This is a genomic window from uncultured Roseovarius sp., assembly GCF_963972555.1.
Taxonomy (GTDB): Bacteria; Pseudomonadota; Alphaproteobacteria; order Rhodobacterales; family Rhodobacteraceae; genus Roseovarius; species Roseovarius mucosus.
Window position 1 is genome coordinate 254697 of the sequence record NZ_CAXAUM010000004.1, and the last position, 11503, is coordinate 266199.

General features: G+C 64.8%; 12 protein-coding genes. 11 read left to right on the plus strand and 1 reads right to left on the minus strand.

Annotation, left to right across the window (positions count from 1 at the left end):
• Nucleotides 1-147: 147 nt before the first annotated feature.
• Genes AACZ65_RS06075 through AACZ65_RS06090 form a run of 4 tightly spaced genes read left to right on the plus strand, consistent with a single transcriptional unit; the run spans nt 148 to nt 3653 of the window.
• Nucleotides 148-1311, plus strand: coding sequence for an isovaleryl-CoA dehydrogenase (locus AACZ65_RS06075; RefSeq protein WP_339668916.1), 1164 nt, complete (start codon nt 148-150; stop codon nt 1309-1311).
• Nucleotides 1308-1784 carry a lysozyme inhibitor LprI family protein gene (locus AACZ65_RS06080; protein WP_339668918.1) on the plus strand — a complete coding sequence of 159 codons (477 nt, stop codon included), beginning with the start codon at nt 1308-1310 and terminating at the stop codon, nt 1782-1784. The genes AACZ65_RS06075 and AACZ65_RS06080 overlap by 4 nt, the downstream gene beginning before the upstream one ends.
• A 4-nt stretch (nt 1785-1788) precedes the next feature.
• Nucleotides 1789-2079 carry a hypothetical protein gene (locus AACZ65_RS06085; RefSeq protein ID WP_339668920.1) on the plus strand — a complete coding sequence of 97 codons (291 nt, stop codon included), beginning with the start codon at nt 1789-1791 and terminating at the stop codon, nt 2077-2079.
• The gene (locus AACZ65_RS06090) at nt 2076-3653 is read left to right on the plus strand and encodes an AMP-binding protein (RefSeq protein WP_339668922.1); all 1578 of its coding nucleotides are present in this window, start codon (nt 2076-2078) and stop codon (nt 3651-3653) included. The genes AACZ65_RS06085 and AACZ65_RS06090 overlap by 4 nt, the downstream gene beginning before the upstream one ends.
• Nucleotides 3654-3724: 71 nt before the next feature.
• Here AACZ65_RS06090 and AACZ65_RS06095 read toward each other — a convergent pair whose 3' ends face one another.
• Complete coding sequence (locus tag AACZ65_RS06095; protein WP_339668924.1) at nt 3725-4336, minus strand: OmpW family outer membrane protein; 612 nt, start codon at nt 4334-4336, stop codon at nt 3725-3727.
• Between the two features lie 137 nt (nt 4337-4473).
• Here AACZ65_RS06095 and AACZ65_RS06100 point away from each other — a divergent pair, with 137 nt between their 5' ends.
• The 7 genes from AACZ65_RS06100 (at nt 4474) to AACZ65_RS06130 (ending at nt 11462) form a co-directional block, all read left to right on the plus strand.
• Nucleotides 4474-6078 (plus strand): carboxyl transferase domain-containing protein, encoded by a 1605-nt coding sequence (locus tag AACZ65_RS06100; protein ID WP_339668926.1) that lies wholly within the window; start codon nt 4474-4476, stop codon nt 6076-6078.
• A gap of 160 nt (nt 6079-6238) precedes the next feature.
• Complete coding sequence (locus AACZ65_RS06105) at nt 6239-6670, plus strand: hypothetical protein (protein ID WP_339668928.1); 432 nt, start codon at nt 6239-6241, stop codon at nt 6668-6670.
• A 69-nt stretch (nt 6671-6739) separates the two neighbouring features.
• A complete protein-coding gene (locus AACZ65_RS06110) occupies nt 6740-8680 on the plus strand; it encodes a biotin carboxylase N-terminal domain-containing protein (protein WP_339668930.1) in 1941 nt (646 codons plus the stop codon).
• Nucleotides 8677-9336, plus strand: coding sequence for a glutathione S-transferase family protein (locus AACZ65_RS06115; RefSeq protein WP_339668932.1), 660 nt, complete (start codon nt 8677-8679; stop codon nt 9334-9336). The genes AACZ65_RS06110 and AACZ65_RS06115 overlap by 4 nt, the downstream gene beginning before the upstream one ends.
• Nucleotides 9336-10187, plus strand: a complete 852-nt coding sequence (locus AACZ65_RS06120) for a hydroxymethylglutaryl-CoA lyase (protein WP_339668934.1) — start codon at nt 9336-9338, stop codon at nt 10185-10187. The genes AACZ65_RS06115 and AACZ65_RS06120 overlap by 1 nt, the downstream gene beginning before the upstream one ends.
• Entirely contained in the window at nt 10184-10687 is a 504-nt protein-coding gene (locus AACZ65_RS06125; RefSeq protein ID WP_339668936.1) for a DUF6653 family protein, read from the plus strand. Before AACZ65_RS06120 ends, AACZ65_RS06125 begins: the two co-directional genes overlap by 4 nt.
• Nucleotides 10680-11462, plus strand: a complete 783-nt coding sequence (locus tag AACZ65_RS06130) for a crotonase/enoyl-CoA hydratase family protein (RefSeq protein WP_339668938.1) — start codon at nt 10680-10682, stop codon at nt 11460-11462. Before AACZ65_RS06125 ends, AACZ65_RS06130 begins: the two co-directional genes overlap by 8 nt.
• Nucleotides 11463-11503 lie beyond the last annotated feature (41 nt).

Consider the following 11503-nt stretch of genomic DNA (forward strand, 5'->3'; position numbering starts at 1 on the left):
GGGGAGAAAGTCTGAAAAATCTAAAAAATGGGCTCGTGTCGGCGGTGCTCTGCCCAAGGTCTGCGCAGGCTTGTGATTGACGGGTGGGGGCAACTGTGTATAAAATGAACAAGTGTTCAATAAATCCGTTTCGGAGGAGGAAGCGCGATGTTCAATGCGGTCATGCAATTTGATCTGGGCGAGGATGTGAATGCCCTGCGTGAGATGGTGCATCGCTGGGCGCAGGAGCGGGTCAAGCCGATGGCCGCAGAGGTGGATCGCAGCAACGCCTTTCCTCATGCGCTCTGGCGGGAAATGGGGGATCTCGGCCTTTTGGGCATTACCGTGCCCGAGGAATATGGCGGGGCGGGGATGACCTATCTCGCGCATGTCATCGCGGTCGAGGAAATCGCGCGGGCCTCTGCCTCTGTCTCGCTCAGCTATGGGGCGCATTCCAACCTCTGTGTGAACCAGATCAAGCTGAACGGCACCGAGGCGCAAAAGGCAAAATACCTGCCGGGTCTGGTGAGTGGCGCGCATGTCGGCGCGCTGGCCATGTCCGAGGCGGGGGCGGGCAGCGATGTGGTCAGCATGAAACTGCGCGCCGAGAAGCGGAATGATCGCTACGTTCTCAATGGCACGAAATACTGGATCACCAACGGGCCGGATGCCGATACCCTGGTGGTCTATGCCAAGACTGATCCAGAGGCGGGCAGCAAGGGGATCACGGCGTTTCTGATAGAGAAAACGATGACGGGGTTCAGCACCTCGCCCCATTTCGACAAGCTGGGGATGCGCGGCAGCAATACGGCCGAGTTGATCTTTGATGATGTCGAAGTGCCCTTCGAGAACGTTCTGGGCGAAGAGGGCAAGGGCGTGCGCGTGCTGATGTCGGGCCTCGATTACGAGCGCGTCGTGCTGGCGGGGATCGGCACGGGGATCATGGCGGCCTGTCTCGACGAGACTATGCCCTATCTCGCGGAGCGCAAGCAGTTTGGCCAGCCGATCGGGAATTTCCAGCTCATGCAGGGCAAGATCGCCGATATGTACACGGCGATGAATTCGGCCCGTGCCTATGTCTATGAGGTGGCCAAGGCCTGCGACCGGAGCGATGTGACCCGTCAGGATGCGGCGGCCTGCTGTCTCTATGCCTCCGAGCAGGCGATGGTTCAGGCGCATCAGGCGGTGCAGGCGATGGGCGGTGCCGGATTTCTGGCCGATGCACCCGTCGCGCGGCTTTTCCGCGACGCCAAGCTGATGGAGATCGGGGCGGGCACCTCGGAGATCCGGCGCATGCTGGTTGGCCGCGAGTTGATGGGGGCGATGGCATGAGAGGGCTTCTTGTAGCGGCGCTGATCCTGCCTTGGCCTGCGGTGGCGCAGAGCCTGATTTTCGACATCGCGCCGGTCGAGGCCTGTCTGGCGACGGGGGGCGGCGATATGTGCCCCGGCCTTGCGGCGGAGGCGTGCATCAACGCCACCTCTGATGGCTATACCACCGTCGGCATGGGGGCCTGCACCGATTACGAGCGCGCCGTCTGGGACAGGTGGCTGAATGAGGAATATCAGGCGCTGATGATCAAGCTCAAGGCGCAGGACGCCGAGGCCATGTCCTATGCTCCCAAGCAGGCCGACGCCTTGCGCGAGATGCAGCGGGCGTGGATCGGGTTCCGCGATGCGAAATGTGCCTATGTCGCGTCGCAATGGGGTGGTGGCACGGGGGCCGGTCCGGCGTCGGTCAGCTGTCATCTGCACGAGACCGCGAGTCAGCTGTTCTATCTGCAATCGAGCCAATTCGGGGAGTGATCCCATGCCGCGCCGCCTCTTGTTCTTGCCGGTGCTGGCACTGATCGCGGCGGTGGCCGGTATCGGCCTGTTGCTGGGCGGACGGGCGGTGCTGACGACCGAAACAGAGGTGATCGAGCGCGTCGCGTCGCGGTATCTTGCGGATGCAGGGCAAGGGGCGCTGCGCAGCGATTGCACTGCGCGCCCTGCGACAAGCGCCGATCTGTGGCTTGTGGTGGTCTGTGGGCACTATGAGTATTTCGTCGATGCCTATGGGCGGGTGGCGCATGTGAATGTGGCAGGGGCCGCGTCATGATCGGGATGCGCCCCTTGCTGCGGTCTGCGCCTTATGACGCGCTTTATGCCGGGTTTCGCTGGGATATTCCGGCGCGGCTGAACATGGCGGCGCAGGTTTGTGATACTCGGGCCGAGGCAGAGCGTGGGCGTGTGGCGATCATCGACCTCTCGGGTGAGGGTCCGCGCGATGTGACTTATGGCGCGCTGCGGGCCATGGCGGATCGGCTGGCGCATGGTCTGGTCGCGCGCGGTGTGCGGCGGGGCGACCGGGTGGGCGTGCTGCGCGGTCAAGGTGGCTGGTGTGCTGCGGCGCATATCGCCATCTGGAAGATCGGCGCGATTTCGATCCCTCTTTTCAAGCTATTCAAGGAGGATGCGCTGGTCAGCCGGGTGGGGGATGCGGGGGCCAAGGTGGTTGTGACCGATGTTGAGGGGGCCGCGATGCTGCGCGCCTTGCCGGGGGTGACACCGGTTATCCCTGAGCATGAGGCACTGCCTGCGGGACGATTCGAAACCGTGGACACGGGGGCCGAAGAGCCCGCCGTGCTTATCTATACCAGCGGCACCACGGGCAGCCCCAAGGGTGCGCTGCATGCGCACCGCGTGCTGACCGGGCATTTGCCCGGCGTCGAGATGAGCCATGATTTTCTGGGTCAACCCGGCGATTGTCTTTGGACGCCTGCGGATTGGGCGTGGATCGGCGGGCTGTTTGACGTGCTGATGCCGGGGCTGGCCATTGGCGTGCCGGTGGTGGCGGCGCGGATGGCAAAGTTCTCGCCCGAGGAGTGCGGCAGGATCATCGCGGAAGGTGCTGTCAGAAATGTGTTTTTCCCGCCCACCGCCTTGCGGATGCTCAAGGCGGCGGAGGCGCGAATCGACGGATTGCGCAGCGTGGCCAGCGGTGGTGAGCCGCTGGGCGCAGAAATGCTCGACTGGGGGCGGCGCGCCTTTGGCGTGACGATCAACGAATTCTATGGGCAGACCGAGTGCAACATGGTGGGCACGTCCTGTGCTGCTCTCTATCCGCCGGTGCCGGGCAGTCTGGGTCGGGCGGTGCCGGGGCATGATGTGGCGGTGATTGATGCCAAGGGCCGCGTCACGGACGGCGAGGGCGAGATTGCGGTGCGGCGCGGGTCGGCCTCGATGATGCTGGAATACTGGGGGCGCCCCCGCGAGACGGCGGAGAAATTCTGTGGCGATTGGCTGCTCACGGGCGACCGGGGGGTGATCGAGGATGGGCATATCCGCTTTGTCGGGCGCGAGGATGACGTGATCACGAGTGCGGGCTATCGTATCGGTCCGGCAGAGATCGAGGATTGCCTGCTCACCCATCCGGCGGTGGCAACGGTGGGCGTGGTGGGCAAGCCGGATGCGCTGCGCACCGAGATCGTCAAAGCCTATGTGGTGTTGAAGGCCGGGCAGGTGCCGTCAGAGGTGCTGGCAGGTGCATTGCAGGCGCATGTCAAGGCGCGGCTCGCGGGCTATTCCTATCCGCGCGAGATCGCCTTTCTCGACGCGCTGCCGATGACCGTCACCGGCAAGGTGATCCGCAAGGATCTCAAGGCGCGGGCCGTGGCAGAGGGGCAGGCATGATGTGTTTCATCCATGAAAAAAGGGCTGGCGCGATGGCCAGCCCTCAGCGTCCGATCCGATTTGGGAGGGGATCAGAATTTCATCACATAGGCGACGTTGAAGACCCACGGGTCGATCTTGACCTTGCCGATCTGGGCGCCGCCGACCTTCACGTCGGTTTCGATGTCGATGTAGCGCACGTCAAGGCGCACAGCAGATTTCTCGCTGATGGCGTAATCGGCACCGGCATGGAGCGCGAGACCCCAAGAGTCGTCGAGATCAAGCGAGACACCGGCGAGCGGGCCTTTGCCCTTTTCATCGAAGAAGTAGGTGTAGTTGATGCCGACGCCGACAAACGGGGTGAACGCGCTGGAATTGGTGAAGTGGTACTGCAGCGAGAGGGTCGGCGGCAGGTGCTTTGTCTCGCCAACCTGACCGGCACCGGCCAGATCCACGTCATGCTCGAAGGGCAGCGACGCCAGAAGCTCGACACCGACATTCTTGGCGATGAAATATTCCAAGGTGATCGTCGGGCTGAGCGCGCCATCGGCGCTGACGCGGCCCACAGCGGTCGTCGTGGCGCTATCGGGTTCGATCCAGCCGAGACCGAGGCCGAGCAGGAAATCGCCTTTTTCCTGAGCGAGAGCAGGAACTGCTGCAGAAGCAAGCAGGGCCGAAAGGGTGAGGGCGGTAAAATGTTTCATGGTCTGTCCACTCTTGTTCTTACAAGGCGGGGTATGCGCCCATCCGACTCGGAAAACTTTGATATGGGTCAAATTGGTCTTTGGTCGCGAGTGCGCGGCATTTTAGCAACAGTCGTGCCAAGTCAGGGAGAGGCTTCATGCGTTTGACATCATCGGTTCTGACAGGGTCCGAGGCGTTCAAGGCCAATCGGGCCGGGCATCTGGAGGCGCTGCGCGTGGTGCGCGAGGCCGCAGATTGGGCGGCAGCGGGGGGCGGCGATCAGGCGCGTGAGCGGCATGTATCGCGCGGCAAGATGCTGCCGCGTGACCGGGTGGCGGGCTTGCTCGATCCCGGTAGCCCGTTTCTGGAGGTCGGGGCCACGGCGGCGCATGGGCTTTATGACGGTGCGGCCCCCTGTGCCGGGGTCATCGCGGGCGTGGGGCGCGTGATGGGGCGGGATTGCATGGTGGTGTGCAACGACGCCACGGTCAAGGGCGGCACCTATTATCCCATGACGGTCAAGAAACACCTGCGCGCGCAGGAGATCGCCGAGGAATGTCATCTGCCCTGCATCTATCTGGTAGATTCGGGTGGTGCGAACCTGCCCAATCAGGATGAGGTGTTCCCGGACCGCGACCATTTCGGGCGGATTTTCTACAATCAGGCGCGGATGAGTGCGAAAGGCATCGCACAGATTGCGGTCGTGATGGGAAGCTGCACCGCCGGCGGTGCCTATGTGCCCGCGATGAGCGATGTCACCATCATCGTGCGCGAGCAGGGCACGATCTTTCTGGCCGGGCCGCCGCTTGTGAGGGCCGCCACGGGGGAGGTGGTCAGCGCCGAGGATCTGGGCGGTGGCGATGTGCATACGCGCCTGTCGGGTGTGGCGGATTACCTGGCCGAGGATGACGGGCACGCGCTCGCCCTGGCGCGGCGTGCCGTGGGGTCTTTGGGCGGTGGGTTGGCACCCACCCTACGGTGGGAGGCCCCCGAGGAGCCGGCCTATGATCCCGAGGAGCTTTTGGGCGTGGTGCCCGCCGATCTGCGCACGCCCTACGACATTCGCGAGGTGATTGCGCGCGTCGTCGATGGCTCGCGGCTGGATGAGTTCAAGGCGCGGTTCGGCGAGACGCTCGTGACGGGTTTTGCCCATATCAAAGGCTGTCCGGTGGGGATCATCGCCAATAACGGCGTTCTCTTTTCGGAGGCCGCGCAGAAGGGCGCGCATTTCGTCGAACTCTGCAGCCAACGCAAGGTGCCGCTGATCTTCCTTCAGAACATCACCGGGTTCATGGTGGGCCGCAAATACGAGAACGAGGGCATCGCGCGGCACGGGGCCAAGATGGTGACGGCGGTAGCGACAACCTCTGTGCCCAAGATCACCATGGTGGTGGGCGGCTCGTTTGGCGCGGGCAATTACGGCATGGCGGGGCGGGCCTATCAACCGCGCTTCATGTGGTCGTGGCCGAACTCCCGCATTTCGGTGATGGGGGGAGAGCAGGCAGCGGGGGTTCTGGCCACGGTGAGGCGTGACGCCATCGAGCGCAAGGGCGGCAGCTGGTCGGCCGAGGACGAGGCCGACTTCAAACGCCCCACGGTCGAGATGTTCGAGCGCCAGTCGCACCCGCTCTATGCCAGCGCCCGGCTCTGGGATGATGGGATCGTGGACCCGCGCAAGAGCCGCGATGTTCTGGCGCTGTCGCTACGCGCAGCCCTCAACGCACCGGTGGAAGAGACGCGCTTTGGCGTCTTCCGGATGTGAGGGGGCCATGCGCAAGGGAAAGCTCATCCGTTTCTACAGAGGTGCGCGCCGACATCCGAAATGGGACCTTGGAACGCCCCCAAATCCGCGCGGCCGCTCGCCCTTTCGCACCCCGCGGCGCGGGCTGCTTGCCCCTTCGTTTTTTCTACGTGGCGTGATGATGGCTGGAGCAATTGCCTTGGTACTTCTGCCCCTCGGGGCGGACGTTTTTGCAACGACGAGGGTTGGTTTGATGGGCCTTGTCGGGGCTCAGGATAATGGATGTCGTTTGGTGAGCGTGACAGATGGGGATACCCTTCGTCTCTATTGCCCAAACAGAGGCTTGATCGAGGCACGTCTGACCGGGTTCGATGCTCCTGAGTTGTTCTCTGCAAGATGCGCGTCGGAGTTCAGAGACGCGTGGCGGGCGAAATGGGCGCTGCGTTGGATGCTGATGACATCCAAGGATTTGAAGTTTGTTCGCGAAGGAACCGATGACTATGGCCGCGCTCTGATTTTCGCCTCGACAGATGGTGTGCCGGTGGCGCGAAAAATGATCTCAAGCGGGTTGGCGCGGCCCTATGATGGCGAGGCGCGGTTGGGGTGGTGCTGAAAGGGATCAGGATGAGGCAAGTCGTGGAAATTGAGTATTTGAAGAACGATAAAATCGGGGGCTCGGGCCATGTTTGAACGTATCCTGATCGCGAACCGGGGCGAGATTGCCTGCCGGGTCATGCGCACAGCTCGGGCGATGGGCGTCGAGGTGGTGGCAGTCTATTCCGACGCGGACCGGGGGGCGGCGCATGTGGCGCTGGCCGACCGGGCGGTGTGGATTGGCGGGGCGGCCCCGTCTGAAAGTTACTTGCGCGGTGAGGCGATCATCGCGGCAGCGCTTGAGACGGGGGCGGAGGCCATTCATCCCGGCTATGGGTTCCTGAGCGAAAACCCCGAGTTCGTCGAAGCGGTGGAAGCGGCGGGGTTGGTCTTTATCGGCCCCTCGGCGCGCGCCATACGTGCGATGGGGCTCAAGGATGCCGCGAAAGTGCTGATGGAAAAGGCGGGTGTGCCGGTGGTGCTGGGGTATCATGGCGCGAACCAGGACCCCGAGCATCTGGCGGGCGCCGCCGAGGCGATTGGCTATCCGGTGCTGATCAAGGCCGTGGCAGGCGGCGGCGGCAAGGGGATGCGTCTGGTGGAGCAGCCCGAGCGCTTTGCCGAGGCGCTGGAGAGTGCGCAGGGCGAGGCGCGCACAGCCTTTGGCAATGCTGCCGTGCTGATCGAGAAATATATCCAGAAGCCCCGGCATATCGAGGTGCAGGTGTTCGGCGATGGCACGCGGGCCGTGCATCTCTTCGAGCGGGATTGTTCGCTGCAACGGCGGCATCAGAAGGTGATCGAAGAGGCCCCGGCCCCCTGCATGACGCCCGAGGTGCGTGCCGCCATGGGGCAGGCGGCGGTGCGCGCGGCAGAGGCGATCGGTTATTCAGGGGCAGGCACGATCGAATTCATCGTCGATGGTTCTGAGGGTCTGCGTGCCGACCGATTCTGGTTCATGGAGATGAACACGCGCCTTCAGGTCGAGCATCCGGTGACGGAGGCCATCACCGGCGTCGATCTGGTGGAGTGGCAATTGCGGGTGGCGGCGGGCGAAGGTCTGCCCGCGCGTCAGGAGGATCTGACGATCAACGGACATGCCTTTGAGGCGCGGCTCTATGCCGAGGATGTGCCCAAAGGGTTTCTGCCGGCCACGGGAACGCTCTCGCATCTGGCGTTCCCGGCAATGGCGCGCGCCGATAGTGGCGTGCGGGCTGGCGACGAGATCAGTCCCTGGTACGATCCGATGATCGCCAAGGTGATCACCCATGGCCCGACGCGCGCCGTGGCGCTCCGGCGACTGGCGGCGGCGCTGGAGGGGACAGAGGTGGCCGGAACGGTGACGAATCTCGGGTTTCTGGGGGCGTTGGCGCGGCACGCGGGATTCGCGGTGGGCGAGGTGGATACCGGGCTGATCGCGCGCGACCTCGAAGCGCTGGTGGAGGTGCCCGAGGCGGGCCCGCGGGAGGTGGCTTTGGCGGCGCTGGCGGGTCTGGGTCTTCTTGGGGACATGCCGCCAGATGCGGGCTTTGTCCTGTGGTCGCCGCTGGAGCGCGAGGTGCGGCTCATCCATGGCGGCGCGGAAATTGCTGTTCGGCTGGTGACACTGGGTGCGGACGCCCATGATTTGCGCGTGGGGGACGCGGTGGTTGCAGCGCGGCGCGTGGATGGGCGCTGGCGGCTGGATGGGCAACCTGCGCCCGGCGTCGCCGTGGATGGCAACCGCATCACGGTCTTTGCGCACTATGGGCTGACGTTTGATCTGGTTGACCCTCTGGCGCGGGAAGGCGCCGCGGGGGGCGATGCCACCTTGATCGAGGCGCCGATGCCGGGGTTGGTCAAGGCGGTCTATGCCACGCCGGGGCAGGCGGTGGCCAAGGACGACCGGCTGGCGGTGCTTGAGGCGATGAAGATGGAGCATAGCCTTCTGGCGGCGCGCGACGGGGTTGTGGCCGAAGTGCTGGTCGCTGCGGGCGATCAGGTGAGCGCCGGTGCGGCGCTGGTGCGTTTGGAGGAGGAGAGCGCATGATCCGGCTGCATCATGTGCCGCTGGCGCGGTCGCTGCGCGTTATGTGGCTGTTGGAGGAGTTGGGGCTGGACTATGAGGTCGCGTATTATTCGATCCGCGATGGGTCGATGCGCAGCCCGGAGTTTCTGGCCTTGTCGCCAGCCGGACGCGTGCCGGTGCTGGAGCGTCAGGGCGCGGTGTGGTTCGAGAGTGGGGCGATTGTGCAGCTCTTGTGCGAGACCTACCCAGAGGCCGGATTGCTGCCCGCCCCCGGCAGCCCCGAGCGGGCGCGCGCGCTGGAGGTGTTTGCCTATGCCGAAACGGTGGGGTGCCTCTTGGAAAACCTCAACCTCAACCAGGTGTTCCTGCGCCCGCCTGCGCAGCCATCCGCAGTGGTTGTCAAGCTGCTCAACGCGCGTCTGCGCGCGAGCCTTGCGGCGATGGAGGCGCGGATGGACGGCGAGTATCTCTTGCCTTCAGGGTTTTCGGCGGCGGATGTGATGTTTGCCTATGGGTTTGAATTGGCGCGGTATTACGTCGATCTGGACGCCTATCCGCGCCTTATGGCCTATTGGGGGCGGTTGCGCGCGCGGCCTGCCTATATTCGGGCCAAGGCGCGGGATGGAGAGCAGGATATCTATATCCAGGAGTTTTATCCGGTGCCGGAGGGGGCGTGATGGGCGAGCGTGTCGAGATTTTTGAGGTGGGTCCGCGCGACGGGTTGCAGAACGAGGCGCGGCACATTTCCACGCGGGACAAGATCGCGCTTGTGGATTGCCTGAGCGGCGCAGGATTCTCGCGGATCGAAGTGGCGAGTTTCGTGAGCCCCAAATGGGTGCCGCAGATGGCCGACAGCGCCGAGGTTCTGCGTGGGATCCGGCGCGCGGCGGGGGTGCGGTATGCCGCGCTGACACCGAATATGCGGGGGTTGAGTGACGCGCTCGATGCAGGAGCGGATGAGGTGGCGGTGTTTGGTTCTGCCTCCGAGGGGTTTTCACGCGCCAATATCAACGCCTCGGTCGAGGAGAGCCTCGCGCGGTTTGAACCGGTAATGGAGGCGGCGGGGGCCGAAGGGCTGCGTGTGCGCGGCTATGTGTCTTGCGTGGTCGAATGCCCTTATGACGGGCCGGTGGCCCCGGCCGAGGTGGCGCGGGTGGCCGAGGCGCTCTGGGCCATGGGCTGTTACGAGATCAGCCTTGGCGATACCATCGGACGGGGCAAGCCGGAGGCGGTCGCCGCGATGCTGGCGGCGGTGCGGGAGGTGGTGCCGGTCGAGCGGTTGGCGGGGCATTTCCATGACACGTCGGGTCACGCGCTTGACAATATCGAGGTGGCGCTGGCGCAGGGCGTGCGCGTGTTCGATGCCGCCGTGGGGGGGCTCGGGGGCTGTCCCTATGCGCCGGGCGCGGCTGGCAATGTGGCGACAGAGGCCGTGCATGCGCGCCTCAGCACGCTTGGCTATGAGACCGGGCTGGATGCCGGCGTGCTAGCGCGGGCGGCGGATATGGCGCGGGCGATGCGGGGATGAGCGGCATCTACCGGGTTGCCGAACGTGCGATGGGGATGAACGGCGCCACTTGGGCGCGTCATGCTAATCCGTGGTCGGTCTACACCCGTTTCACGATGCTGCCGCTTCTTGCTCTCGCGATCTGGTCCAGGGTCTGGGTCGGCGGCTGGGCTTGGGCGGGATTGCTCGCCGTGATGATCTGGGTTTGGGTCAATCCGCGCGCGTTTCCGCCGCCTGCGTCGCTGGACAACTGGGCCTCGCGCGGGGTGTTGGGGGAACGGGTGTTTCTGAAACGCCCCGACGAGGTTGCCGCCCATCACCGGCATTGGGCAGCACTTTTGTCGGCGGCATCGCTGCCCGGAGCTTTGATCATGGCGGTTGGCCTGTGGCGGCTCGATGCGGTGTGGACGGTGTTCGGTACGATCCTGATGATGGTGCCGAAGATCTGGTTCGTGGATCGCATGAACTGGGTCTATGCGGATTGGTTGCGGCAAACAGGCAAGGAGCTGGGCGATGTTTGAAACCATCAAACTCGAGACCGACGCGCGCGGAGTGGCGACCCTCACGCTTGCGCGAGAGGAAAAGCACAACGCCATGTCGGCGCAGATGATTGCCGAATTGCACAGGGCCGCCGAGGCGTTGGGCGCGGACGCGGCGGTGCGTGTGGTCGTGCTCGCGGCGCAGGGCAAGACATTCTGCGCGGGTGGCGATCTGGGCTGGATGCGGGAGCAGTTCGAGGCGGAGCCGGATGCGCGTGGGCGGGAGGCGGCCAAGCTGGCGCAGATGCTGCACGCGCTCGATACCCTGCCCAAGCCGTTGATCGGTCGGGTGCAGGGCAATGCCTTTGGCGGGGGCATCGGCCTGATGAGCGTCTGCGACGTGACGATTGGCGCGGATCACGCGCTGATGGCGCTGACCGAGACGCGGTTGGGCCTGATCCCGGCCACCATCGGCCCCTATGTGGTGGCGCGGATGGGTGCGGCAAGGGCGCGGCGCGTGTTCATGTCCGGGCGCAGGTTCGATGCCGCCGAGGCGGTGCAGCTTGGATTGCTGGCCCGCGCTGTGCCCGAGGGCGATCTGGATGCCGCGGTTGAGGCCGAGGTCGCGCCCTATCTGGAGTGTGCACCGGGGGCAGTGGGGCAGGCCAAGGCGCTGGTGCGCGCGCTTGGGCCACGTATTGACGAGGACACGATTGCCATGACCATCGCGGCGCTGACGACCTGTTGGGAGGGGGCGGAAGCGCGCGAAGGCATCGGTGCCTTTTTCGAGCGGCGCACGCCGCGTTGGCAGGGCTGAGACCCACCTGAGTCGCGCGCATTTGCCGCGTTGCGGCGTGT